Source organism: Mesocryomonas lacus (genome assembly GCF_055730135.2).
Map to the genome: position 1 here is coordinate 100,562 of NZ_JBUZWE020000009.1, position 25,098 is coordinate 125,659.

At 67.3% G+C, this 25,098-nt stretch carries 24 protein-coding genes; 7 read left to right on the forward strand and 17 right to left on the reverse strand.

The features are described from left to right. Positions 1–429: 429 nt before the first annotated feature. The 9 genes from ACZLZY_RS15185 to ACZLZY_RS15225 form a co-directional block, all read right to left on the reverse strand. Positions 430–1,908 (reverse strand): glycoside hydrolase family 25 protein, encoded by a 1,479-nt coding sequence (locus ACZLZY_RS15185; protein WP_472934572.1) that lies wholly within the window; start codon positions 1,906–1,908, stop codon positions 430–432. 345 nt (positions 1,909–2,253) lie between these two features. Then, positions 2,254–4,542, reverse strand: coding sequence for a glycine--tRNA ligase subunit beta (gene glyS, locus ACZLZY_RS15190; RefSeq protein WP_472934573.1), 2,289 nt, complete (start codon positions 4,540–4,542; stop codon positions 2,254–2,256). A 45-nt stretch (positions 4,543–4,587) separates the two neighbouring features. Continuing rightward, a complete protein-coding gene (locus ACZLZY_RS15195) occupies positions 4,588–5,022 on the reverse strand; it encodes an endonuclease domain-containing protein (protein WP_472934574.1) in 435 nt (144 codons plus the stop codon). Between the two features lie 275 nt (positions 5,023–5,297). Continuing rightward, positions 5,298–6,194: a KPN_02809 family neutral zinc metallopeptidase gene (gene ypfJ / locus ACZLZY_RS15200; RefSeq protein WP_472934575.1), complete on the reverse strand. Its 897-nt coding sequence runs from the start codon at positions 6,192–6,194 to the stop codon at positions 5,298–5,300. A gap of 132 nt (positions 6,195–6,326) precedes the next feature. After that, on the reverse strand, positions 6,327–7,292 hold the full coding sequence (locus ACZLZY_RS15205; RefSeq protein ID WP_472934576.1) for a glycine--tRNA ligase subunit alpha: 966 nt from the start codon (positions 7,290–7,292) through the stop codon (positions 6,327–6,329). A gap of 176 nt (positions 7,293–7,468) precedes the next feature. Beyond that, on the reverse strand, positions 7,469–7,651 hold the full coding sequence (locus ACZLZY_RS15210) for a hypothetical protein (protein WP_472934577.1): 183 nt from the start codon (positions 7,649–7,651) through the stop codon (positions 7,469–7,471). A gap of 103 nt (positions 7,652–7,754) precedes the next feature. After that, on the reverse strand, positions 7,755–8,621 hold the full coding sequence (locus tag ACZLZY_RS15215) for a S49 family peptidase (protein ID WP_472934578.1): 867 nt from the start codon (positions 8,619–8,621) through the stop codon (positions 7,755–7,757). Between the two features lie 447 nt (positions 8,622–9,068). Further along, positions 9,069–9,869, reverse strand: a complete 801-nt coding sequence (locus tag ACZLZY_RS15220; RefSeq protein WP_472934579.1) for a methyltransferase — start codon at positions 9,867–9,869, stop codon at positions 9,069–9,071. Positions 9,870–9,990: 121 nt separating this feature from the next. After that, positions 9,991–10,212 carry a putative signal transducing protein gene (locus ACZLZY_RS15225; protein ID WP_472934580.1) on the reverse strand — a complete coding sequence of 74 codons (222 nt, stop codon included), beginning with the start codon at positions 10,210–10,212 and terminating at the stop codon, positions 9,991–9,993. 297 nt (positions 10,213–10,509) lie between these two features. On the opposite strand from ACZLZY_RS15225, the gene ACZLZY_RS15230 reads away from it, so the two are divergent. The 4 genes from ACZLZY_RS15230 (at position 10,510) to moaB (ending at position 15,136) form a co-directional block, all read left to right on the forward strand. After that, a complete protein-coding gene (locus ACZLZY_RS15230; RefSeq protein WP_472934581.1) occupies positions 10,510–11,511 on the forward strand; it encodes a polyprenyl synthetase family protein in 1,002 nt (333 codons plus the stop codon). Between the two features lie 231 nt (positions 11,512–11,742). Next, on the forward strand, positions 11,743–13,662 hold the full coding sequence (locus ACZLZY_RS15235) for a tetratricopeptide repeat protein (RefSeq protein ID WP_472934582.1): 1,920 nt from the start codon (positions 11,743–11,745) through the stop codon (positions 13,660–13,662). A 5-nt stretch (positions 13,663–13,667) separates the two neighbouring features. Next, the gene (locus ACZLZY_RS15240; RefSeq protein ID WP_472934583.1) at positions 13,668–14,588 is read left to right on the forward strand and encodes a 4-(cytidine 5'-diphospho)-2-C-methyl-D-erythritol kinase; all 921 of its coding nucleotides are present in this window, start codon (positions 13,668–13,670) and stop codon (positions 14,586–14,588) included. Next, positions 14,585–15,136 (forward strand): molybdenum cofactor biosynthesis protein B, encoded by a 552-nt coding sequence (moaB, locus tag ACZLZY_RS15245; protein ID WP_472934584.1) that lies wholly within the window; start codon positions 14,585–14,587, stop codon positions 15,134–15,136. Before ACZLZY_RS15240 ends, moaB begins: the two co-directional genes overlap by 4 nt. A gap of 102 nt (positions 15,137–15,238) precedes the next feature. Here moaB and ACZLZY_RS15250 read toward each other — a convergent pair whose 3' ends face one another. Next, complete coding sequence (locus ACZLZY_RS15250) at positions 15,239–15,772, reverse strand: glycosyltransferase family protein (RefSeq protein ID WP_472934585.1); 534 nt, start codon at positions 15,770–15,772, stop codon at positions 15,239–15,241. Positions 15,773–15,892: 120 nt separating this feature from the next. On the opposite strand from ACZLZY_RS15250, the gene ACZLZY_RS15255 reads away from it, so the two are divergent. Further along, positions 15,893–17,050, forward strand: a complete 1,158-nt coding sequence (locus ACZLZY_RS15255) for a PA0069 family radical SAM protein (protein WP_472934586.1) — start codon at positions 15,893–15,895, stop codon at positions 17,048–17,050. 188 nt (positions 17,051–17,238) lie between these two features. Then, the gene (rnhB, locus tag ACZLZY_RS15260; protein WP_472934730.1) at positions 17,239–17,904 is read left to right on the forward strand and encodes a ribonuclease HII; all 666 of its coding nucleotides are present in this window, start codon (positions 17,239–17,241) and stop codon (positions 17,902–17,904) included. Positions 17,905–18,201: 297 nt separating this feature from the next. On the opposite strand, the gene ACZLZY_RS15265 is transcribed toward rnhB, so the two are convergent. From ACZLZY_RS15265 to ACZLZY_RS15285, 5 genes are all read right to left on the reverse strand, one after another. After that, complete coding sequence (locus ACZLZY_RS15265; protein ID WP_472934587.1) at positions 18,202–18,684, reverse strand: F0F1 ATP synthase subunit B; 483 nt, start codon at positions 18,682–18,684, stop codon at positions 18,202–18,204. A gap of 11 nt (positions 18,685–18,695) precedes the next feature. After that, complete coding sequence (locus ACZLZY_RS15270; RefSeq protein WP_472934588.1) at positions 18,696–19,310, reverse strand: F0F1 ATP synthase subunit B; 615 nt, start codon at positions 19,308–19,310, stop codon at positions 18,696–18,698. 72 nt (positions 19,311–19,382) lie between these two features. After that, positions 19,383–19,610, reverse strand: a complete 228-nt coding sequence (locus ACZLZY_RS15275) for a F0F1 ATP synthase subunit C (RefSeq protein ID WP_188849331.1) — start codon at positions 19,608–19,610, stop codon at positions 19,383–19,385. A 68-nt stretch (positions 19,611–19,678) separates the two neighbouring features. Continuing rightward, positions 19,679–20,428 carry a F0F1 ATP synthase subunit A gene (locus tag ACZLZY_RS15280; RefSeq protein WP_472934589.1) on the reverse strand — a complete coding sequence of 250 codons (750 nt, stop codon included), beginning with the start codon at positions 20,426–20,428 and terminating at the stop codon, positions 19,679–19,681. An 88-nt stretch (positions 20,429–20,516) separates the two neighbouring features. Next, entirely contained in the window at positions 20,517–20,888 is a 372-nt protein-coding gene (locus ACZLZY_RS15285; RefSeq protein ID WP_472934590.1) for an AtpZ/AtpI family protein, read from the reverse strand. 181 nt (positions 20,889–21,069) lie between these two features. On the opposite strand from ACZLZY_RS15285, the gene ACZLZY_RS15290 reads away from it, so the two are divergent. Then, on the forward strand, positions 21,070–22,068 hold the full coding sequence (locus ACZLZY_RS15290) for an SDR family oxidoreductase (protein WP_472934591.1): 999 nt from the start codon (positions 21,070–21,072) through the stop codon (positions 22,066–22,068). A 114-nt stretch (positions 22,069–22,182) separates the two neighbouring features. Here ACZLZY_RS15290 and ACZLZY_RS15295 read toward each other — a convergent pair whose 3' ends face one another. Both ACZLZY_RS15295 and der read right to left on the reverse strand, forming a co-directional pair. Next, entirely contained in the window at positions 22,183–23,418 is a 1,236-nt protein-coding gene (locus tag ACZLZY_RS15295) for a cell wall hydrolase (RefSeq protein WP_472934592.1), read from the reverse strand. A gap of 146 nt (positions 23,419–23,564) precedes the next feature. Next, positions 23,565–24,986 carry a ribosome biogenesis GTPase Der gene (gene der / locus ACZLZY_RS15300; protein ID WP_472934593.1) on the reverse strand — a complete coding sequence of 474 codons (1,422 nt, stop codon included), beginning with the start codon at positions 24,984–24,986 and terminating at the stop codon, positions 23,565–23,567. Positions 24,987–25,098: the final 112 nt, after the last annotated feature.

Consider the following 25,098-nt stretch of genomic DNA (forward strand, 5'->3'; position numbering starts at 1 on the left):
TTTGCCGCACGGCGGTCGCACGACGGCAGCGTGGGAAGTTAGCGGTGGTGGTGGACTTGGCAAAGGGTGCGGGCCAGCTTGAGGAGCGCCAGCGATGTGCGTTGCGCGCTGAGTGTTCTGTGACGAATGGAAACGTCCCAGTTTCGTCATCCCGGACTTGATCTCTGCGAAACCAATGGTTTCGCTGGGATGCATTCCTCTGCGGTGGATGCCGCAGTCCGTGACAGAACACCGGAAGGTCGACCGTAAGGTCACTCGTTCGTCGATTTGGAATGGATCCCAGCGAAACCATTGGTTTCGCAGAGATCAAGTCCGGGATGACGAAGCGTTGGCGTGAGCGTCCAGCTTATTCAAGCCAACGGGCAGTCCCCGTGCACAAGGCGCCCCCTTCAGGCCGACAAATGCTACCGCCTCTCAGGCCGCAATAAACTAACGCGTGGCGACGAAGGCATTCGCGACCCTTTCGGCCGCGGCGATGATGCCCTGGCCACCGACGGCGGGAAGCCGCGGGCCGCGGGTGCTGGTGCTCGCATCGTCCTTGACCCTGTCGGCCATGTAGGCGGCCTTTTCGGCTTCGGCGGCGCGGCGGAAGCCGTTGGCGGAGATCTGCAGCCAGCGGCGCAGGCGGGCCTTTTCGGCGGCATCGAGCGGATCGCGCGCGCCGGACATGGCTGGCGGCAGGTCGGGGCCGAACACTTCGCGGGCGCCGCTGGTCAGTCCGTCGAGCGGGCCGAGCGCGGCGATCTGGATCGGACCGCCGGCATGCAGGATCTTCGGCGCCGGCTTCAGAGCGGCGGCGTCGACCTTGCGGGCAGCGGCCTTTTCGGCCTCGGCGGTCGCGGTGATCAGCTGCAGCGGATCGATATGCGGGGCCGGATGCTCGGCCGGGCCGTAAGCGGCGAGGAACGTCGGATTCCGGTCGGGCGCGGCGGTCTCGGCTGGCGGGGCCTCGGCCCGGGCGACCACGGCCGGGGTCTCGGCGAACCGGACGAGGTCCGCCGACAGCGCGGCGAAGACCGATCCGGCCTTGCTCGTCAGGCCCTTCAGGCTGGCGACGAGGCTCGGGGCGTCCGGCGCGTCGAGCGGCTTGATCAGGTCCTTGAATGGCCAGGCGGCGCGCAGGCCGGCGACGTCGTAGGCGGAGACGTTGACGTCGATGTCGTGCTTGGCGCCCTTGACGCGGTAGGGGCACTGCTTAGGCGAGCAGTTGTGCATCGAGGAGAACTGCCAGAGCGCGTAGCTCGGCCAGGTCGTCTCGGGGAAGAGCCCGGTGATGTCGTCGCGGTAGCGGGCGTACCAGAGCGGCAGGCGCGACAGCAGCGGATAGGTCTCGCGGTAGTCGGAGATCCACTTGGCGGTGGAGCCATTGGTGTAGAGGACGGGGTAGCGGCCGGTGCGGATCTTCACCTGGTCGGCGAAGATCTCGGCATCGGCAAGGCTCATCCACTCGTTGGTGTTGTCCTCGATGTCGATGGCGATGAGGTCGTCGGCCTCCGGCTCGGCGAAATCGATGAAGTGGTCGGCCTGGGCGCGCGGATTGCCGGGACGGGCGAGGTGGTAGGCGCCCCATTTCAGACCCAGCGTCTTCGCCATGGTCCGCCGCGTCATGTAGAGTTCCTTGGTGACGGAATACTTCCACCAGCGGTTCTTGCAGAGCAGTTCGTCGTCGCCGGTCTTGCCGCTGCAGTTCCATTCCGGCGGCATGCCGTCGGAGGCCTTGTTGATGAAACCGGCGATGCGCTTGTCCTCCGCCAGTTCCTTCCAGTCGATCGGGTTGAACTCGTAGGCATCGACGACGAGTGCGCGATCCTCCGCCTTCCAAGGCTTGTTCCAGGCGGCGCCGGCGGTGTCCGTGAACACGGCGACGAGCGTCATGGCTGCCACGAAAGCGGCGCGCAAGTTCTGCATCCAGAAATTCCCCTTCGCAGCCACCCCACCCCCAAGCGGTTTTGGGGACCTTCCCCAGCGGCTACAAGGAATTGTGTGCCTGACCAATCGGGCCTGTTCCGGGCACGCTGAGTAATATCAGATTACCGGATGAAACATAGCGTGATAATTTGGTGGCGTTTCATGGTTAAGGGATTGTTCCCGTTGCCTTAGCGCCACCTTGCGCGAAACTGTCGCCGCCGCACAAGGCGGGGTCCCAACCCTAGAAAAGGGCCGCAAGCGGCTGTTCCCGAATGCGAAAACGGCAGCCTCCGACACAATTCGGGGCTGCCGTTCTGCAGGAAGGACAATGCGTCCTGTCGGTCTTCAGCCGGCGATGCGGGCGAAGTCGGCGACCTTGCGGGTTGCGAGGCGGATGCGGGCGAGGAGAGCCAGCCGGTTGGCGCGCACCGCCGCGTCGTCGGCATTGACCAGCACCTTCTCGAAGAAGCCGTCGACCGGGCCGCGGAGGCCCGCCAGCGCCGTCATCGCGCTCGCATAGTCCTCTCGGGCGACCGCCGCGGAGACGTCGGCATCTACCGTGGCGATCGCGGTGGCAAGCGCCTGCTCCTCTGGCTCGGCCAGAAGGGCGGGGTCGACGCTGTCGGCGATGCGCGTGCCCTTCTTCTCCTCGGCGGCGAGGATGTTGGCGGCGCGGCGGGTCCCGGCGAGGAGGTTCTTGCCGTCCTCGGTGGCGAGGAAGGCGCCGAGCGCTTCGACACGGCGGGCGATGTCGAGGAGGTTGTCGCCCGACGAACTGCCGATCTCCCCCCTGGAGGGGGAGATGGCCGGCAGGCCAGAGGGGGGCACGCGGCCGCCAGCGTTCGAGGACGCACCATCGGCGGGCGTCGTGTCGCGCGCGCTCCCCTCTGCCTTGCCAGGCATCTCCCCCTCTTGGGGGGAGATCGAAGCGTCGGCGTCGAGCGCACCAGACAGCACGGCGTCGACGAGATCATGCCGCGCGCCCTGATCGCGGAGCTGAACCTTCAGGCGGTCGTGGAAGAAGGAGACGAGGTCGGCATCCCCGACGATGTCGCCAAGCTGCAGCTCCAGCGAGCGGTCGAGCACGATCCGGATCACACCCAGCGCCGCGCGCCGCAGCGCATACGGGTCCTTCGACCCCGTCGGCTTCTCGTCGATCGCCCAGAATCCGACCAGCGTGTCGAGCTTGTCGGCGAGCGCCACGGCGATCGCCACCGGATCGGTTGGGACGGCGTCGGACGGGCCTTGCGGCTTGTAGTGTTCCTCAATGGCCGCTTGCACCGACGGGTGCTCGCCCTGGAGGCCGGCGTAGTAGCGGCCCATCAGCCCCTGCAGTTCCGGGAACTCGCCGACGGCCTCGCTGGTGAGGTCGGCTTTCGCGAGAAGGGCGGCGCGTTTTGCTAGCGCCGGGTCGGCGCCGACCATCGGGGCGATCTGTTCGGCCAGGGCGGCGATGCGCTGGACGCGCGCGCCTTGCGTGCCGAGCTTGGCGTGGAAGGTGACGCCGAGGGCGTCGAGTTTCGCCATGCGCTGGTCGAGCGGCTTCGACAGGTCGAGGCCGAGCGTTTCGGCGGAGGCGGCAAGGCCCGCCTGGTCGGGGAGGTCGCCCTGGTCGGTCTGCCAGAAGTAGAGCGCGTCCGACAGGCGTGCGCGCACCACCTTGCCATTGCCGCGGGCGATCTCGGCGCCGCCGTCGGAGGCTTCGATGTTGGCGACGAGGATGAACTTGTTCGACAGGCCCTCGCCGCCGACCGGGCGGGTGACGAAGCATTTCTGGTTGGTCTTGATGGTGAGGCGCACGACCTCGGGCGGGATGTCGAGGAAGGCTTCCTCGAACGTGCCCATCAGCGTCACCGGCCATTCGACGAGGCCGGAGACCTCCTCGAGCAGCGCCTCGTCCGGCACCACTTCGAGGCCGATGGCGAAGGCGAGGTTCTCGGCGTCGGTCTTGATGATCTGCTGGCGGCGCTCCGCGTCGAGGACGACGTAGGCCTTTTCCAGGCTCGTCACGTAGTCGTCGAAGCGACGAACCCGGATGGCGTCCGGCGCGTGGAAGCGATGGCCGTAGGTGAGGTTGCCCGAGCGGATGCCCGAGACCTCGAAGTCGACGACCTCGGGCTCGGAGGTTTCCGGGCCGAACATGCAGAGGATTGACTGCAGCGGGCGGACCCAGCGCAAGCTCCCGGGCGCTGCCGAAGCCTTGCCCCAGCGCATCGACTTTGGCCACGGAAACTCGCGGATGATGGCCGGCATCAGTTCGGCGACGATTTCTTCGGTCGGCCGGCCAGGCTTGCGGAGATGGGCGACGTAGAAATCGCCCTTCTTCGGGTCGCTGTGGACGTGCGCTTCCTCGATCGAGGACAGGCCGGCGCCCTTCAGAAAACCCTCGACCGCCTTGGCCGGTGCGTCGGTGCGCGGGCCCTTGCGGTCCTCGACGGTGTCCTTGGAACGGGCGTCGACGCCGCGGATGTCGAGCGTCAGGCGGCGCGGCGTCCAGTACTCGCGCGCGCCCTCATAGGTGAGGCCGGCGGCGACGAGGCCATCGGTGACGAGCTTGCGCAAATCGCCCGCGGCCTTGCGCTGCATGCGGGCAGGGATTTCCTCGGAGCGCAGTTCGATCAACAGGTCGGGCATCGGTCTCTCCACCCTCCGAAGAGGGGTTTCGGCCGGCGGTCGGCCTTATCGTTTCGGTCGCGGGCGGCGCTTGCCCGGCGGCGGCGCCAGGGCAGGCTCGTCGCGGCGCGGCAAGCCCTGCCGCTCTTCGACCACGGCGCGGATGGTGTCAAGAACGGCGGCGGCGTCAGTGCGGACCTCGGCGTTGGCGAAGCGCATCACGCGGTAACCCTCGGCGGCGAGCCAGGCGTCGCGGGCTGCGTCCTTGGCGAGTTGGCGCGGGGTGCGGTGCTGGTCGCCATCGAGTTCCACGATGAGACCGAGGGGGTGGGAAACGAAGTCGCAGAGATAGGGGCCGATGGTGACCTGGCGGCGGAAGCGGCGGCCTTCAGCGGGAATGGCCTGGAGGGACGGCCAGAGGAATTGCTCAAGGGGGGTGGAGGTCGCCTGCACGGCGCGGCGGTCGCGCTGGGCTTTGAGTTCGAGGCGGGTCAGGGCCATTGGGTGAGGTGGTGTGGTGAGGCACTTGTCGGAAAGTTGCGGGTCTCACACCCCCCTCTGCCTTCCGGCATCTCCCCCTCAAGGGGGGAGATCGACCTGTCGCCGGCAGTCGAGTGCCTGATCTCCCCCCTTGAGGGGGAGATGGCCGGCAGGCCAGAGGGGGGTGTGAGCACCGTCAGCGGAAGCGGTGTAAGCCCCGGCAGCGGACGCGGTGAGCGCCTCAACAGCGCGGACGGTGAGCGCCGCAGGCCAACCCAACCCGTCCGCCTCATGCCCTAGATGTTACCCTTAGACGTATCGCAGGCGGCGATGTTGCCCTGCTCGTAGCCGCGCTTGAACCAGGTCTGGCGCTGGGCCGAGGTGCCGTGGTTGAAGCTGTCGGGCACGACGTAGCCCTGGCTTTCCTTCTGCAGCGTATCGTCGCCGATCTGCTGGGCGGCGTTCAGCGCCTCGTCAATGTCGCCGGGCTCGATGTAGCCGGCGCCTTGCGTGTCGTGTGCCCAGATGCCGGCATAGCAGTCGGCCTGAAGCTCGATGCGCACCGACATGGCGTTGGCGTCGGTCTGGCTGGCGTTCTGCCGGGCGCGGTCGAAGGCGGGGAGGATGCCGGTGATGTTCTGGACGTGATGGCCGACCTCATGCGCGATGACATAGGCCTGCGCGAAATCACCGGGCGAGTTCAGCTGGCCTTGCAGCTGCCGGAAGAAGCCGAGGTCGAGGTAAAGCTTCTGGTCGTTCGGGCAGTAGAACGGGCCGCTGGCCGAACTCGCACTGCCGCAGGCCGAGGCGACCGAATTGTTGAAGAGGACGAGCGTCGGCTTTGGATACTGCTGGCCGGCGTCGGCGAAACGCTTCGTCCAGACGTCCTCGGTATCGGCAAGCACCGTCGCGACGAAGTCGTCGGTGGTGTCGGAGGTGCCGTTGACGCCCGGTCCGTTGGCGGTCTGCGACTGCGTCTGCTGCTGGCCGCCGTCCATGCCGAACAGGAACATCGGGTTGACGCCGAAGCCGAACCACAGGACGCCGGCGATGACGATCAGCCCGACGATCCCGATGCCGCCACCCCGCCCGGCGCGCATCGGCACGCGCATGCCGCCGCCACCGAAACCGCCGCCGCCATCGCCGCGGCGATCCTCAATGTTGTCGCTCTGCCGCCGACCTGTCCAACGCATGGATGCTCACTCCTGACTGACGTCCCGCACGGCAACGTTCCGCCCGCGGTTTAGTGCCATGCCGGTCACATTTTGCGTGATCGCCGTCGCAGATGACAAGCGATTAGCCGAGTCGGGGCTCGATGTTCGGCCTCAGGCCGCCTGGATCGCCGGCGCGACATAGCCGAGCCCGCCGCCTTCGGTCGCGAGGAAGGCTTCGCCGCAGGCCTTTGCCAGCGTGCGGACGCGAAAGATGTAGCTCTGGCGTTCGGTGACGGAGATCACGCCGCGGGCGTCGAGGAGGTTGAAGACGTGGCTCGCCTTGATCGCCTGGTCATAGGCTGGCTGGGCCATGCGGTGGCGGCGTTCGGCGTCGGCCTCGCCGGGGGCGCCGGCCTTCAGCAGCGCCTGGCACTCGGCTTCGGCCTCGTTGAAGTGGCGCAGGAGGACGGCGGTGTCGGCGTGCTCGAAATTGTAGCGGGAATATTCCTGCTCGGCCTGCAGGAAGATGTCGCCATAGGTGACCTTCTCGTCGCCCTCGCGGCCGTTGAAGTTGAGGTCGTAGATGGAATCGACGTTCTGCACGTACATCGCGAGCCGCTCGAGGCCGTAGGTGAGCTCGCCCGCCACCGGCGCGCATTCGATGCCGCAGATCTGCTGGAAATAGGTGAACTGCGAGACTTCCATCCCGTCGCACCAGCACTCCCAGCCGAGGCCCCAGGCGCCGAGCGTCGGGCTCTCCCAGTCGTCCTCGACGAAGCGGATGTCGTGCAGCGCGGTGTCGATGCCGATCGCCTTCAGCGAGCCGAGATAGAGCTCCTGAAGGTTGGGCGGGTTCGGCTTCAGGATGACCTGGTACTGGTAGTAGTGCTGGAGACGGTTGGGGTTCTCGCCGTAGCGGCCGTCCTTCGGCCGGCGCGAGGGCTGGGCATAGGCGGCGTTCCACGGTTTTGGCCCGAGCGCGCGCAGCGTGGTGCCGGGATGGAAGGTGCCGGCGCCGACCTCCATGTCGTAAGGCTGCAGGATGACGCAGCCATAGTCCGCCCAGTAGCGGTGCAGCGTCAGGATCAGCGCCTGGAAGGAGCGCTCGGGGCGCATGTGCAGCGGCAGGTCGGTCATGGCGGGCTCTCGCTGTCTGGCCCCCGCGTCCGCGGTCCCCGGGGGATGCGGCGGGGGAAGGTGCTGCGCGAGTGCCATGCGCCGGCCGCGAGCGTCAAGCGCTTCGGCACCAGAAGAGCTGGCAGCCGGGCATTAGCAAGTTCTGACGGCGCGCCAGCAAGTCCCGGCCGGACGGCTCAGTCGCGCTTGAGGCGGTAGATGCCGTCGGCGTCGCGCACGAGCGTGCCCTGCGCACCGCTTTGGCTTTCGGCCTCGGAGCGCCGGTTGCGCTCGGTGACGCGGACGGCCTCGCGCTTCAACTGCTTGAAGCCGTAGACGGCGGCGGCCCCGACGAGGCTGAGAAGGATGAATTGGGGCATCAGATCGACCATGGTGACGGGTCCGAAAACTATGAGCCGCGATCGGGCGCAAGTAAAGCGCCGGGCGGGGACGCCGGATGCGCCGGCGCCTTTCTCCGCAAGGTTACAGGCCGTAGCGCGACCAGAGGCCGCGCTCCTCGGCCAGCGCGCCGAACTCCGCGACGGCGCCGGCCCCGATGCGCGCCGGATCGAGCCCGGTCGTAACGCCCGTGGCCGCCCGGCGGCCGAAGAGACCGCGGTTCTGGCTGATCAGCACCGGTTTCACCTTCTTGCCAAAGCGGGCGCGGAGCACCGAGCGGAGGTCGCCGAGGCTGTCGACGAGGCCAAGCTCCAGCCCGCGCTTGCCCGACCAGAACAGACCGGTGAACAGGTCGGGATGATCGGCGAGACGGCTGCCGCGGGCGTTCTTGACGAGGTCGATGAAGGTTTCGTGCACCTCGGCCTGCAGCGCCAGGAGATGGGCGACATCCTCTGGCCGCTCCGGCTTGAAGGGGTCGAGCGTCGCCTTGTTGGTGCCCGACGTGTGCACCCGGCGCTCGATGCCGAGCTTGTCCAGAAGATCGACGAAGCCGAAGCCGCCGGAAACGACGCCGATCGAGCCGACGATCGAGGAGGGGTCGGCGATGATTTCGTCGCCGGCGCAGGCGATCATGTAGCCGCCGGACGCTGCGACATCCTCGACGAACACCAGCACCTTCTTGTTCTTTTCGGCCGCAAGATCCCGGATCCGCTTGTAGATCAGCCGCGACTGCACCGGCGACCCGCCGGGTGAGTTGATGACGATCGCCACCGCCGGCGCCTTCTTCATGGCGAAGGCCTTGTCCAGGAGGGACGCGGTCGAGGCCAGCGACAGCGTCTGCCGCAGCGGCCCGGACCCCGCCATGATCGCCCCGCTCAAGCGGACCACCGGCACCGTCAGGGCATCCGACCGGAAGCGTTTCGGAAGATATTTCTGGAACGGGAACGCCACGCGGCTCAGCCTCTCGATGCGGATCAGAGCCTGGATATGGGAAGCCGCGGGGCTGTTGGCAAAGGTAGGGGAATGAAGGGGTGATCTGGTGCCGGATGAGCCGCTGTCGATTTGGATAGAGGTTCGGGGCGGGATGCCGATCCTGCAGCGAAAATGGTGCGCTTGGGGCGATGGCATGGGTCCCCGCCCTGCGGGCGAGGATGACGACCGGAGAGGGGGCGGTGGCTGGAGAGGTCGGAGGGCGGCGGTCGAAGGGCCGCGTCAATGCACAGAACGGCCGGGCGTTCATCCAGAGCAACTCGCTTCCTAAAACCTATGCCGCGAGTCGCAACAACCCTCCCGTCGTCATCCTCGCCCGAAGGGCGGGGACCCATGCCGGAGCGCTAGAACTAGGCTCGTCGGTGTCGGAGGATTTGGGGACGCGTTACCCGCTTCGCGCCAGTTCGCTCAGGCGAGGCCGAGGTCGATCCAGGCGGAACCGTTGCCAATTCCGGCACCGATCTCGGTCAGCGCGCCGTCGTCGTCGTGCAGGATGGCGGCAGGCCTCAGCGACAGCGGCGCACGCGAGCCCTTGCGGGCGTGGACGAGGATGCGGTTGGCCGGGCGGTCTGCATGGGTGTGGATCGGCAGGATGCGGACGTCGCCGAGACGGTTCGGCACGGCCGCGAGGATTTCCGGAAGGTTGACCGGCCGGGCGACCATGGCGAACAGGCCGCCGGTTTCGAGGAGGGCCGCCGCAACGCGGATCCAGGCGGTAAGGAAGCCGTCGTCTGGCATCCCGCGGGCGGTTTCGCGCAGGCCGTCGGTCGAGGCACGCCCGCCGGCGGGGTGGAAGGGCGGGTTGGTGAGGACGGTGGCAAAAGCGCCGTCGCCGAGCCCCGCGGCATGACGCGCGGCGCGCCCGGCAAGAAGGTCACCCTCGACGACGGCGACGCGGGCCGAGAGCGCGGCGTTCTCGGCGAGGACAAGGGAGCGGCGCGCCAGATCCGCCATGACCGGCTGATTCTCAACGAGGGTGAGGTCGAGGCGAGGGCAGCGCACGGCCGCGGCAAAACCGGCGGTGCCGGCGCCGGCGCCGAGATCAGCGGCCTTGCCCGCGCGGTCCGGCGGGAGGCTTGCTGCCAGCAGCAGTGCGTCCAGTCCGGCGCGGAAACCGAAGCCGGACGGCTGCAACAGTTGGAACCGGCCGGCGTAGAAGGCGTCGAGCGTGGTGTCCGCGGGGGCGCCGGACCTTTCGGCTGCCGGCATCAGTCCGTCAGAATTCAAGCCTTCCGGACTCGCGCAGGCGCTCTCGGCGTCGTCCACGCCCGCAGGCACACCGGCGGTTCCAACCGGCGCACCCGCCGTTCCAGCCGGCACAGCCGCAATTTCAGCGGGAGAGTTCATGGCCGAGATCGGCATCGCGCAGGAGCCGGCGGGCCTGGTCGACCTGTTCCTCGTCGATCATCACGCGCCGCGGCAGTGCGCCGATCGAGCCGTCGAGAATGCTCATGTGCTCGTCTGCGACGAAATGCTCGATCTCGGCATCCCGCAACAGCGACCCGACGAAGGAGATCAGCACGGGGTCGTTGGACCGCATCAGTTCGATCATCCGCTGCTTTTCCTTGCCTCATCGCCCGCATCCGTCGATGTCGGGCCTTTCAGGCGGGTGCCGCGCCGCCGAAGCCGACGATATGGCATCCGGCACGCGCCTGCAGCAATCCCGAGCGCCGCTTTTCGGCCGGACCTCGCGCTTTGCGATGCGGCGTCGCAGCGACGCAGCCTTTCCCTTGGCGGCGCAAACCCCATCTACCGGCTTGCCGGGCACGCCCGACCGTGTTTAGTCCTGCCGCAACCAACGGAGTGAACCCTCGTGAGTGTTGCCAGCCCCGTCCGGGAGACATCCGACATGGCGTCCGCTAGGGCGTCCGCCAGAGCATCAATCGACCCGATCGTCCAGCTGACCGCGCCCGACATGGGCAAGGTCAATGCGCTGATCCTGTCGATGGCCGGGTCGAATGTCGCCCTGATTCCCGAGATCGCCGAGCATCTCATCTCGTCCGGCGGCAAGCGGCTTCGGCCGATGCTGACCATCGCCTCCGCGCTCGCCTACGGCTATCGCGGCGCCGACCATGTGAAGCTCGCGGCCAGTGTCGAGTTCATGCACACGGCGACGCTGCTGCACGACGACGTCGTCGACGAGAGTGATTTGCGCCGCGGCAAGCAGACGGCGCGGATGATCTGGGGCAACCAAGCGAGTGTCCTCGTCGGCGACTTCCTGCTCGGCCAGGCTTTCAAGATGATGGTCGAAGTCGGCTCGCTGGACGCGCTCGACATTCTGTCGCGTGCCTCGGCGGTGATCGCTGAAGGCGAGGTCTGGCAGTTGTCGGCCGCCAAGAAGATGACGACGACGGAGGCCGATTACCTTCAGGTGATCGGCGCCAAGACCGCCGCGCTGTTCTCGGCCGCGACCGAAGTCGGTCCGGTGATCGCCGAGGCCGGGCCGGAGGCGCGGGCGTCCATGCGCGCTTACGGCCTCAACCTCGGCCTTGCCTTCCAGCTGTTCGACGATGTGCTCGACTATCGCGGTACGGCGAGCGCGCTCGGCAAGAACACCGGCGACGATTTTCGCGAGGGCAAGATCACGCTGCCGGTGATCCTCGCTTACGGTCAGGGCGATACGGCGGAGCAGGCCTTCTGGCGGGACTCGATGGAGCAGGGTGTCAACGACGATACCGCGCTCGCCGAGGCAAAGCGGCTGCTCGACCGCCACGGCGCGATCGAGGCGACCATCCAGCGCGCCCGCGGCTTCGGCGAGATCGCCTATGCGGCGGCTGCCGCGCTACCGCGCTCGCCGAGCCGGGATGCGCTGATCGACGTCGTCGAATTCTGCATCGACCGGGTTAACTGACGGGATTTTCCGGCGGGGATGCGCTGCAGAGGCCGGCGATCAACGCAGACGTGCGCACGGCCTGATCGGCCGGGTCTGGCGAAACGGTCGCAATATGGTCATTCTAACAAAACAATGAGAGCAATGGCCGCGTCTTCGGCGTGGCGGGCCATTCGATCGAATCGCAGCAGGCGAGGCCGGGCAGAACCCGGCAGCCGGCCAGACGATATCCGCCCATCAAAGGATTTCCTCGTGCAGCGTATTTCCCGGCTTGCCCTCGTCCTCGCGCTCAGCGCCGCCGCCGTGCCCGCCGCCCATGCCGCCGGCACCGAGACGGAGAAGCCCGCGGCGATCATGCAGCCACCGCTGATCCAGTCGCTCTCCGGGGCGTATCTGGCGGCGAAGTCGGCGCAGATCGACGGCGATCTCAACGCCTCCACCGGCTATTTTGGCCAGGCACTGGACCTCGACCCGACCTCGGAGATGCTGCAGCAGGAGGCAATGTTCGCCTTTCTGGCCGCCGGCCAGTTCCGCGAGGGAATTGATCTCGCAGCCAAGCTGCGCGATGCGCCGGATGCCGGCAAGGTGGCCCGCATCGCGCTCGGCGTCGACTTCCTGAAACAGAGCAAGTTCGAGCCGGCGATGGCCGAGTTCGACATCGTCAACCCGAGCGATCTCGATGCGCTGCTGCTCGGCCAGCTGTCGGCCTGGGCCGATGCCGGCAATCAGAAGTTCGACGATGCGCTGGCGCGCTTGAAGGAGTTGGACGGGGCCGAGTGGTACCCGATCTTCAACAACTACCAGTCCGGCCTGATCGCCAGCTTTGGCGGCAAGACGGATGCGGCCCGGACGTTCTTTGCCAAGGTGCTCGACGACAAGGCCAATGCGCAGACCTCGCCCGACGCCTATCTCGCCTCGGCCGAGGCCTTGGCGAGGTTGGAGATCGGCGCGGGCAAGAAGGACGCGGCGCTCGCCGCGCTCGCCCGCGGGCTCGACCTTGCCGAGAACTACGATCCGCTGCTCGACCTGAAGGGCCGCATCGAGAAGGACGAGAAGATCGCGCCGTCGATCGCCAGTGTTCAGCAAGGCGCGGCGGAGACGCTCTACATTCTCGGCCAGGCGATCAACCGCGGCGAAGGCCAGCAGGTGGCGATCCTCTATTTCCAGCTCGCACGGACGCTGGCGCCGAACAATCCTGGCCTCCTGACCGCGCTCGCCGGCATTGCCGAGCGCTCCAAGCGGCTCGACGACGCCATCGCTTTCTACCAGCAGATCCCGCAGGATTCGGCGTTCCGCCGCACGGCCGAGCTGCAGATCGGCCTCGACATGTACACCGCCGAGCGCAAGGACGAGGCGAAGGCGCATCTGCGCCGTGCCGTCGAGACCTATCCCGACGACCTGCAGGCCTATCTGGCGCTTGCCGATGTCGTCGCCGCCGACAAGGAGTACGGCGAGGCAGCCAAGGTGCTGGACAAGGCGGTGACGCTCGCCGTCGAGCGCAAGGAAGAGACCTGGAACCTCTACTACAAGCGCGGCATCGCCAACGAGCGGCTGAAGCAATGGGACAAGGCCGAGCCGGACTTCAACAAGGCGCTGGAGCTCTCGCCCAACCAGCCGCAGGTGCTGAACTATCTCGGCTATTCCTGGGTAGACATGAACCGCAACCTCGACAAGGGTCTCGGCATGATCAAGACCGCCGTCGATCTGAGACCAAACGACGGCTACATCATCGATTCGCTCGGCTGGGCCTATTTCCGGCTCGCGCGCTATGACGACGCCGTCGAGCAGCTGGAGCGGGCGGTGCTGATCACGCCGGTAGACCCGACCATCAACGACCATCTCGGCGATGCCTACTGGCGCGTCGGCCGCGAGCGGGAGGCGCGCTTCCAGTGGGCCCGCGCCCTGGTCGGCGATCCGAAGCCCGAGCCGGAGGAGGTCGCCAAGATCGAGGCCAAGATCAAGGACGGTTTGCCGGCGGATGACCGCAAGGCGGACATGAGCGCTGGCGGGCCGACGAAGGCGCAGCCGGCCAAGGCCGACCCCAAGGCCATGCCGGCACCGAACGCCACGCCGGCACCGAAGGCCGCACCGGCGCCCGACACTGCGCCGGCTCCTGACGCCGCGCCGGCGCCCGGTGCCGTGCCGGCGCCCGCTGGCGCCACGCCGAACTGACAGGCATGACGCAGCCTCGCGTCCGCCTGTCCGGCCGCGACCTGCCGGCTTCCGCCAAGATCAACCTCGCGCTGCACGTCACCGGGCAGCGCGCGGACGGCTACCACACCCTGTCGAGCCTCGTCGCCTTCGCCGAGGTCGGCGACCGCCTGAGCTTTGCCCCGGCGGATGCCGATAGCCTCGAAATCACCGGCCGCTATGCCGCCGTGCTGGGCGCCTGCGCGCCGCACGACAACATCATCCTGAAGGCGCTTGCCACCGCCCGCGCCGTCGCTGCGGAGGCGGGCATGACGCTCGCTCCCGTCGCGGTTCACCTCGACAAGCGGCTGCCGGTGGCCTCCGGTATCGGCGGCGGCTCGGCGGATGCCGCCGCGGTGCTGGCGCGGGTGGTTTCGGCCGCTCCCGCTCTGCGCGAGCCGCTGCGGCGGGCGGCGCTGTCGCTCGGCGCCGACGTGCCGATGTGCCTCGACGGTGTCCCGGCGCTCGTCGAAGGTGTCGGCGAGGTCGGGAAGCCGCTCGCCGGTTTCCCCGAAATCGATTGCGTCCTCGTCAATCCCGGCATCGCCGTCTCGACGCCCGATGTTTTTCGCGCCCTCGACGTTCGCGCCAACCCGCCGCTGCCGCCGCTGCCGCCGGGAGGGTTCGCAGACCTCGCGGGGCTCGCCGCCTATCTCCGTGAAACCCGCAACGACCTCGAGCCGCCGGCGATGGCGCTGGTGCCGGTGATCGCCGAGGCCGCGGCGGCGCTGCGGCAGGCCGGGGCGGTTCTGCAGCGGATGTCCGGCTCCGGCGCGACGGTGTTCGGCCTGTTCGATACAGTGGCATCGGCGCAAGTGGCTGCCGATGCCATTGCCGCCGTCCAGCCGGACTGGTGGGTCGTCGCCACGCGGTTGAAGCCGGCAAGCCTTCAGGAGAGACCGAGATGACCGAGAGAAGTTTTCTGCCGCTGTCGATCGCCGTGCTGACGGTCTCCGATACAAGGAGCCTTGACGACGACAAGTCCGGCGGGACGCTCGCCGACCGGCTGACGGCGGCCGGCCATCTACTGGCGGACCGGAGGATCGTGCCGGACGAAGTCGACGCCATTCGCGAGACGGTTCTCGCCTGGTCGCGGGATCCCGCCATCGACGTCGTCATCACCACCGGCGGCACCGGCTTCACCGGCCGCGACGTGACACCCGAGGCGCTGGAGCCGATCTTCGAGAAGCGGATGGACGGGTTCTCGGCGATCTTCCACCGCGTCTCTTTCGAGAAGATCGGCGTCTCGACGATCCAGTCGCGGGCGACCGGCGGCGTGGTGAATGCCACCTTCGTCTTCGTGCTGCCGGGTTCGCCCGGCGCCTGCCGCGATGGCTGGGACCTGATCCTCGCCGCCCAGCTCGACTACCGGCACAAGCCCTGCAACTTCGTCGAGATCATGCCGCGGCTCGACGAGCACCTGCGCCGTGGGGCGAGCGGAGCGGCCGCTTCGTAGACCAGTGGAGCAGCCTGCGATGGGATGGGCTCATCCCATCGAGAAAGATGATCCGAGAGTATTATTCATCGCTGGGGCTCGCTCGGTGGCCGGACAGGCCTCTCAGGACCGGCGCGTCCGCTGCCGCGGCCGGATCGTCGCCTCCAGCGCTGATGTGGCGAGGCCCTTGCCGATATCCTCCAGCGTCGCGCTGCGGCTGGCGGGCCCGCGGGCCTGCGTCTTCGTCAGAAGGAGGCCCTCGACCAGCGCCGTGCGGCGGCCGGTGAAGCGGGCGAGAAAGCTCTGGCGATCGCGCGGGGCGCGCGAGAAGCGGGCGGCGCGGGGCGTCTTCGCCTGCAACTCGACCTCGCCGATATGCGCGTTGACCGAGTCGATCCAGTCGAGCGACAGCCGCGAGCCGGTTTCCAGCAGCAGCAGCCAGTCACCCTTCGCCGCCCCGACGATCGCCGGCAGCGTCTCGCCCGAGACGATGCGGCAGCCCGCGTGGTCGGCGACCTTGCGCGTCGCGTCGTCGAGCCCGCGGTCGATCACCACCACCTCGCGCACCAGCCCTTCGACCGCCCCCGCGACGAGGGTGGAGAGCGTGAGGGCGAGCCCGTTCGGGTCTTCTGCGGCGTCGATGAGCACGGTGAGCATGTCACCGCTCTAGCCGATCTGTCGCGCCCTCGCCAGCCACGGTGTATTTTGTTCTTGTATTGTTCTCATCGGAGTCCTAGGTTTTAGGTCACAGCTGAACGAACGTTCGGAAGGTTTCCCATGCAGGACGTCATCACCGCAGACCGCGCTGCCTTCGCTTCGCCGAACGGCGTCGACATAGCCAACCACATCATCGCCGAATCCGGCCTCAGGGTCGGCTTCGAGCGGCGGCGGGGCCGCGGCGCCGGGGTAAACCCAAGCGGTCGCTTCGAGCCCTTCGCGCGCAGCGCCTACGACGACGGCTGGAACTCGCTGGAGGAGCTGCCGGCGTTCAAGACCGACGTGCAGGTCGAGAAGCCAAAGACCATCATCACCCGCAATTCCTCGCCCGACATCTCGTTCGACCGCTCGATCAACCCTTATCGCGGCTGCGAGCACGGCTGCGTCTACTGCTTCGCCCGGCCAACACATGCCTATATGGGCATGTCGCCGGGGCTCGATTTCGAATCGAAGCTTTTCGCCAAGCCGAACGCGGCTGAGCTGCTCGAGCGTGAGCTGGCCAAGCCGGGCTACGAGCCGCGCTCGATCGCCATCGGCACGAACACCGATCCCTACCAGCCGATCGAGAAGAGCTGGAAGATCATGCGCGAGGTGCTGGAGGTGCTAGAGGCGGCGAACCATCCGGTCGGCATCGTCACCAAGTCATCGCTCGTCACCCGCGACATCGACATTCTCTCCCGCATGGCCGCCAAGGGCCTCGCACGGGTCGCCCTGTCGATCACGACGCTCGATCGTACGCTGGCGCGGGCGATGGAGCCGCGGGCGGCAACGCCCGCGAAGCGACTGGAGGCGGTGAAGGCGCTGAGCGAAGCGGGGATCCCGACCATGGTGATGACGGCGCCGATCATTCCGGGCCTCACCGACCACGAGATCGAGCGCCTGCTCGATGCCGCCGTCACCGCCGGGGCCAAGCATGTCGGCTACGTCCTCCTGCGCCTGCCGCTGGAGGTCAGCCCGATCTTCAAGGACTGGCTGCTGACGCACTACCCCGATCGTTACCGGCACGTCATGTCCCTGCTGCGCTCGATGCGCGACGGCAAGGACTACGATGCCGAGTGGGGCAAGCGGCTGAAGGGCACCGGGCCCTACGCCTTCCAGATCAAGCGGCGGTTCGAGATCGCGGTGAAGCGGCTCGGGCTGAACGAGACCCGTCCCCAGCTACGCACCGACCTCTTCACCCCGCCGCGGCAGGCGGGCGTGCAGCTGTCGCTGCTCTGACAGTTTAGACGCCACAGGCCTACGGGCTTTGGCGTGATCAAATAAGCCCAGCCATGTCCCCAGGGGGCTAAGGCAGGGCTGCGACATCGCCGGTCGTCCCCTAGGGCCGGCGACGCTTGGTGCGTTCTCACCCCGGAGCGACACCGAGCCTTGTGGAGAATCGGAGAATGCGCGAGTCTGGCCGCACCATGGCTCGCCGACCCTCCGATTCTCCCGCTTCTTTGCCCACGCTCGTCGTGGTGCCGGATTTCCGCATCGAGACCGAGAGGTTCGAGCGTGGCGCGCGCTTCGTGGCGGGGATCGACGAGGCGGGAAGGGGGCCCCTGGCAGGGCCCGTCGTCGCCGCGGCGGTGATCCTCGATCCCCGGCGGATCCCCGATGGGCTGAACGATTCCAAGAAGCTTGGCGCGGACGATCGCGAGCGGCTGTTCACCGACATCCTTCGGGTTGCCACCGTGTCCATCGGGTCGGCGAGTTCGGCCGAGATCGACCGCATCAACATCCGCCAGGCGACGCTTCTGGCCATGCGGCGAGCGGAAGCCGGTCTCGCGCAGCCGCCATGCCACGCGCTGATCGACGGCAATGACGTTCCGCCGTCGCTCAGACTGCGCGCGACGGCCGTGGTGAAGGGCGATGCGCGCTGCCTGTCCATCGCCGCTGCATCGATCGTCGCCAAGGTGACGCGGGACCGGATGATGGCGCGGGTTTGCGCGCGCTACCCCGTCTACGGCTTCAGCCAGCACATGGGCTACGGCACGCCGCAGCACCTCGCTGCCCTGCTGGCGCATGGCCCTTGCGTGTTCCACCGCATGACCTTCAGCCCGATCCGCCAGGGCGAGCTGCTGCTGGAGTAGGTGCTGCGGGTAGTTTCAGCAGGTTGGCGGCGCACGCACCCCCCTCTGGCCTGCCGGCCATCTCCCCCTCAGGTGGGGAGATCGATCATCGCCAGCGCCGCGACTGCCGATCTCCCCCCTTGAGGGGGAGATGCCCGGCAGGGCAGAGGGGGGTGAGTTGCCGCTCCCTTGCATTTCCGAAGATTTTCAAACTTTGCCGCAGTTGGTCGGGCACATCGACAGAGAGCTGAAAATTGACCCCCAAACAAAAACGCCGCCCCTTTCGGAGCGGCGTTCAATCACTGCTGGCAGATGAGTCTAGTTCAAACGCTGGCGGACGTCACCGATTGCCTCGTCGACGAAGCGGGCGCTTTCGGTGCCGTTCTGGCTGCGCTCGGCGAGGATCCGCGTGGCGGCGGCGACGGCGATGTCGACGGCGGAGCGGCGGACCTCGGTGATCGCGTCAACCTCGGCTTGGGCGATCTTGGTCTCGGCCATGGCGGAGCGGCGGGTGATGTATTCCTCGCTCTTGACGCGGGCCTCTTCGAGCAGGCCGTCAGCCTCGCGCTGCGCACCGGCAACGATCTCGCGGGCTTCGATCTCGGCGTCGTGGCGACGACGCTGGTATTCGGCGAGCTGCTGCTTGGCTTCTTCCTTAAGGGCGCGGGCTTCCTCGATGTCCGAACGGATCTTCGCCGAACGCGCGTCGAGCGCCTTGGCGATCATCCCCGGCACCTTGAAGTAGGCGACGACGAGCAGGAAGATGATGAGGGCGACGAGGGCCCAGAATGTGTTGTCCAACGCCGGTCTCCTTAGCTGCGCACAGCGCGCACGGCGCCAGCGACTTCTTCGCGCGATACGTCGAGACGGGCGACGGCAGCGAGGATTTCCGCGGTTGCCTCTTCGGCGATGGCGCCGACATCGGCGAGCGCGCTGCGCTTGATCTCGTCGATCCGGGTCTGTGCGGCGTTGAGCTTCTCGTCGAGCGAGGCCTCGATGCGGGCGCGTTCAGCCTCGGCATCCACCTTGGCGGTGTCACGCGCGGCGGTGGCAATAAGGTGCGAGCGCTCGCGGGCGGCGGTCAGTTCCTGCTGGTAGGCGGCCATGGCCTCGTCCGCGTCGGTCTTCATCTTGCCGGCGGCGTCGAGGTCGAGCGCGATCCGGTCGCGGCGATTCTCGATGATGGCGCCGATGCGCGGCAGGATGGCCTTCTGCAGGACCCAGTAGAACAGGCCAAAAGTGATCGCCAGCCAGAGCAGCTGGGAAGGGAAATAGGTGGTGTCCATCGGCGGGAAGACGCCGACGCCATGCTCGCCGTCACCGGCGACTTCCGTGTGTGCGCCGTGCCCGACCGGAGGCTGTGCTGCGATGGGAGCGGTGCCCACCGTCGGCTCTGCGGTTTGTGCCTGCGCTTCAGTGACGAACATCTGTCTCTCCGACGGAAGGAACCAGCCGCCCCATGGTCGGGGCGGCTGGGAAAACGGTCTCGACGGGTCTGATTAGACCGCGAAGAGGAGGAGCAGCGCGACCAGCAGCGAGAAGATGCCGAGCGCTTCCGTCACCGCGAAGCCGAAGATCAGGCGGCCGAACTGGCCGTCAGCAGCCGACGGGTTGCGCAGGGCGCCCGAGAGGTAGGCAGCGAACATGTTGCCGAGGCCGAGGGCCGTTCCGGCCATGCCGAAGCATGCGAGGCCGGCACCGATGTACTTTGCAGCTTCCGCGTCCATGGTAATCTCCTTTGGTGGAACGTGCGGTGGGAAGTCACGACCCCGGGGGGACGCGGCGTCTTGGGGGTTCAATGATGAGGATGGACCGCATCGTTGAGGTACATGCAGGTCAAGACCGCGAAGACGTAGGCCTGCAGGAATGCGACCAGGAATTCAAGGCCTGTAAGGGCGACCGTCATGATCAGGGGAAGGATCGCGCCGCCGATGCCGACCGCGCCGAGGGCGCCGAGCGACACCACGAAGCCGGCGAAGACCTTCAGCGTGATGTGGCCCGCCAGCATGTTGGCGAAGAGACGAACCGAGAGCGAAATCGGCCGCGACAGGAACGAGATGACCTCGATCAGCACGACGAAGGGCAGGATCAGCATCGGCACGCCGGTTGGCACGAAGAGCTTGAACCAGGACAGGCCGTGCTTGGCGATGCCGTAGACCACGACCGTGCCGATCACCACGATCGCCAGGGCGAAGGTGACGATGATGTGGCTGGTTACGGTGAAGAAGTAGGGGAACATGCCGAGGAGGTTGGCCACCAGCACGAACATGAACAGCGAGAACACCAGCGGGAAGAACCGCATTCCAGACGTTCCCGCGCTGTCGCGCAGCATGTTGGCGATGAACTCGTAGGACATCTCCGCCATCGACTGCGCGCGGCCGGGCACCAAAGCCTTGCCGGACGTCGACCAGTAGAGGAAGGCCGAGGCCACCGCGACGGTCGCGACCATGTACAGCGCCGAATTCGTGAAATCGAAATGCAGCCCGCCGATTTCGATCGGCACGATGGGCTGTATCACGAATTGGTGGAGCGGATCGTTCGCCAAACTATGTAGCCCTCTTGCATCCCAGCGTCCCGTCGCCGGGCCGCATTGCCATAGCGTCTGAGGCTGCGGAGGGCAACACCCCCTTCGGTCATTCCAAAGGGCGATTCTCGCGATTTGTGGCGTCTTTCGGAACGCTCGTCGGGGCCGGGGCGGTTTTTCCGACCGATCGAAGGACGTTGAGGACGCCGGCGACGAAGCCGAGAATCAGGAAGACGATGAGGCCGAAAGGCCCGGTGCCGGCGATGCGGTCGAGGAGATAGCCGATGCCGGCGCCAGCGAGGATGCCGGCGACGAACTCGCTGGCAAGCTTCATGCCGTCGGCCGCGCCGCGCAGGCCGGTGGCGGGCGTCGGCTTGATCAGGCCGGCCTTCACCTTCTGCTTTTCCAGCTTTTCGGCCAGCGCCTCGCGCCGTGCCTGCCACTCGGCGGGGGACACCGGATCGGTTTCTCTGTCGTTCATGCCTGTCCTCGATTCGTTCGGCCATCAAGACGGCAGGTCGGGCGGGGATTCAAGCGGTGACGCCTTCGCGATCCGCCTGTCCGCTCCGCTGGAGTCACGCGCCGTCGAGGCCGTACAGAGGGTCATCGCCCGGAACCATCCCCGAAGAGGCCGCCTTAGTCTCGCAACAAGGAGACCTGTCATGACCGATACCACCCGTCGCACCTTCCTCACCGGCGCAGCGCTCACCGCTGGCGCCGTCGTCACCCTCGGCGCCACCGGCAGCGCGTCCGCGCAGCAGGGTGGCGGTGCCGCAACCGCCGCCACGCCCGCGGCTGCCGCCTACCCGAAGCCGCCTTATCCGGTGGAAATGCAGCCTTGGCCGGGCCTTGCCTCGAAGATGAACCCGCGTCCAGACCACGGCGAGACCAGCTACAAGGGATCCGGGCGTCTTGCCGGCAAGAAGGCGCTGATCACCGGCGGCGACAGCGGCATTGGCCGGGCCGCTGCGATCGCCTATGCCCGCGAGGGCGCCGACGTCGCGATCAACTATTTGCCGTTCGAGGAGCCGGACGCCAAGGAAGTCATCGCCCTGATCGAGGCTGAGGGACGCAAGGCCGTGGCGATCCCCGGCGACCTCCGGGATGAGGCTTTTTGCCAGCGGCTCGTCGCGGAAGCCGCCGAGAAGCTTGGCGGGCTCGACATCCTCGTCAACAATGCGGCGCGCCAGCAGACCCGGCCGGAGATCGCGGCGATCTCCTCGCAGGATTTCGACGATACGATGAAGACCAATGTTTACGCGCCGTTCTGGCTGACCAAGGCAGCGGTCGCACGGATGCAGGCGGGTGCCGTCATAGTGAACACCTCGTCAGAGCAGGCCGGCAACCCTTCCGAGGACATCATCGACTATGCGATGACGCGTGCGGCGGTGTTGAACTTCACCAAGGGTATGGCGAAACAGCTGGCGCCAAAGGGAATCCGCGTCAATGCGGTGGCGCCCGGCCCGTTCTGGACGCCGCTGCAGGTCAGCGGCGGCGCGACGCCGGAGAAGCTGAAGAGCTTCGGCAGCGATTCGCCGATGGGTCGGGCGGGCCAGCCGGCCGAGATCGCCGGTCTCTACGTTGCCGCCGCCGATCCCTCACTGAGCTTCTCAACCGGACAGATTTTTGGCGCGACGGGCGGCAACGGCCAGCCCGCCTGATCTGCAGGCTGGCGCTACACCGTACGAGTGCTCCTGAAACAAGAAAGGCCGCCCCGGATGGAGCGGCCTTTTTCGTGGGATAGGCAGAGTTGAATGTCCCGTGAGGGAGGTGGGTCAGCCCCAGCCGCCGCCGAAGGTGCGGTAGAAGATGTGGCGGCCGATGGTGTCGACCTTCTGCATCGCCTTCGCCCAGCGGGGGGCGACGTAGGTGGCGTGATAGTGCGTCGCCGAGCCGACGTCGGCCAGCCAGATCTCGCCCCGGCTGACCTCACCGGCGATGCGCTTGGCGGTGGAGAAAGCGCGCTTGTTGGTGATGCGGTCCTTGATGCCGTCGCAGGCGAAGGAGAACTGGCAGCGGTTGCGCCAGTTCTTGTTCTGGTAGACGACGCCGCAGATCGATTTCGGATAGGTGGGGTTGCGGACCCGGTTGAGGATGACCTGCGCGACCGCGGCCTGTCCGGTCTCCGGCTCGCCGCGTGCCTCGAAATAGATGCCGTTGGCAAGGCAGGTCTGCTCCTTGGCCGAGAAGGCCTCGGACGGCAGTGGCGTCGCCGCCCAGGCATGGTCGTCCTTGCCGAGCGGCGGGATGAAACCGTTGGAGCCGGGGCGCAGGATCCTGTTGAACAGGGATGCGACGGGGTTCTCCGCCTCGGGCGCCGCGCCATAGGCGAGGACATTGGTTTCCGGGACGCTCGCGATGACGATTTTGTCGGGGACATGCGCCGGGCGGGCGTCGAGCCGGGTGGTGGCAGGGTCGAGCGAGGCGACCATCACCTTCTCTTCCGGCCTTACCACCGGCGAGCCCGCAGCTTCGAAATTCATTGCCAGCGCGATGGTGTCGCCGCGTGTCTCCTGCCGGATGAAAGCCGTGCGCAGCTCGGCGCCCACCGCAGCGCCGGGTCGCAACAGGCTCTGCCGCTCGAGGATGGAGCCGGCGGTGAAGGCCTTCGGCGGCGCCTGCTGGGTGATCGCGAGGACGCGGCCTTCCTTCTGGTAGCGGGTGACGCGGGTCTCGTCCGGCGTCTTGACGTCGGGGCTGCGGGAATTGACGGTGTAGAGATCGCCATTGCCGGCGCGGATGCCGGCGCCCGCGGGCATCCGGCTGCGGGCGGCGGCGCCGAAACTGATCTCCGCCTTTTCGACGGCGCCGGCGGGGGAGGGGATGAAATAAGCCTGCCAGCGCGTTTGAGCGCGGTCACCCTCGAGGAGGCTCGTCATGTCCTGAAAGGCGACGGCCGAGGTGAGGGCCGGCACCATGGCGAGACTGCAGCCGACGACCAGCGCAGCCCGCCGAAGAACCGGCTGCGGCCGCTGGATCGATCCGCCCTGGCGGCGCGCCGTTTTCGTCATGGGAAACCTGCTTCATCACTGAACGAAGCCGATCATCCCTCATTAACCTTGTTTCTTGGTTAACGACCCGTTGAAATCATTCGCCAATCCCGATCCGCCGGAAAGGGCGGCGACAGCGGCGGTTGCCCGCCGCTCCGGAAGCGCGCTCAGGTGTACTTCTTCGCCTTGCCGGCGAACGGGTTGTCGGGCTTGCGCAGGATCAGCCGGATCGGCACGCCCGAGAGCTTGAAGGTCTCCCGAAGCCCGTTGACGAGGTAGCGCGTGTAGGACGAGCCGAGCGCGTCCGGGCGCGTCGTCGACAGGACGAAGGTCGGCGGCCGGCTTTTGATCTGCGTCATGTACTTGATGCTGACGCGGCGGCCGGAGGCTGCTGGCGGCGGGTGGTGGCTGACGACCTTTTCCAGCCACTGGTTCAGCTTGGACGTCGAGATGCGGGTGTTCCAGATCTCGTGCGTCTTGGTGATCGCCTGCATCAGCCGTTCGAGGCCATCGCCCGTCTCGCCCGACACGGTCACCGCCTGGATGCCGCGCGCCTGCGGCAGCAGCCTCTCGGTCTTTTCGCGCAACTCCGCCAGCACCGCCTGGCGGTCCTCGATGAGATCCCACTTGTTGAAGGCGATCACCGGGGCGCGGCCTTCGCGCATGATGAGGTCGGCGAGCGACAGGTCCTGGCGCTCGAAGGGGATGGTCGCATCAAAGACGATGACGACAACCTCGGCGAAGCGGATGGCGCGCAGCGAGTCGGCGACCGAGAGAATCTCCAGCTTTTCCTGGATCTTCGCCTTGCGGCGCATGCCGGCGGTGTCGAACATCTTCACCCGGCGGCCGCGCCACTCCCACTCGACCGAGATCGAATCGCGGGTGATGCCGGCCTCGGGACCGGTCAGCAGGCGGTCCTCGCCGAGGAAGCGGTTGATCATCGTCGACTTGCCGGCATTCGGGCGGCCGATGATGGCGATGCGCAGCGGCTTGGTCGCATCATAGGGCTCTACCGGCTCCTCCTCGTCGAACTCGGCGTCGTCGTCGAGGATGGTGACGTCGGCGCCGATCGGCTCCTCCTCCTCGGCGAAGGCCGCTTCGCCCAGCGCGCCGACGATGGCGTCCCTGAGATCGCCCATGCCCTCGCCGTGCTCGGCGGAGATCGGGACGGGCTCGCCGAGGCCGAGCGAGTAGGCGTCGTAGAAGCCGGCGTCGGAGCCCCTAGCCTCGGCCTTGTTGGCGACGAGCAGCACCGGCTTGTTCTTGCGGCGGAGCAGTTCGCCGAAGAACGAATCCTGCGGCGTCAGCCCGGTCTTGGCGTCGACCATGAACAGGCAGAGGTCGGCCAGGTCGATCGCCGTCTCGGTCTGGGCGCGCATGCGCGCCTCCAGCGTTTCCGAGCCGGCCTCCTCCAGGCCGGCGGTATCGACGATCTCGAATTCGAGGTCGAGCAGCGTCGCGTCGCCGTTGCGGCGGTCGCGGGTGACGCCCGGCCGATCGTCGACGAGGGCAAGCTTCTTGCCGACGAGGCGGTTGAACAGCGTCGACTTGCCGACATTGGGGCGCCCGATGATGGCGATGGTGACCATGGTGGTACTATCCGGTCCGGAACTGGAAAAAAGGCAATGCCCCCGGACCGGCGCCGGGGGCTCTGCCGTGAGTATACGGCATTTCGTCGCCTGCCGGAGGCCCCCCAAGGGT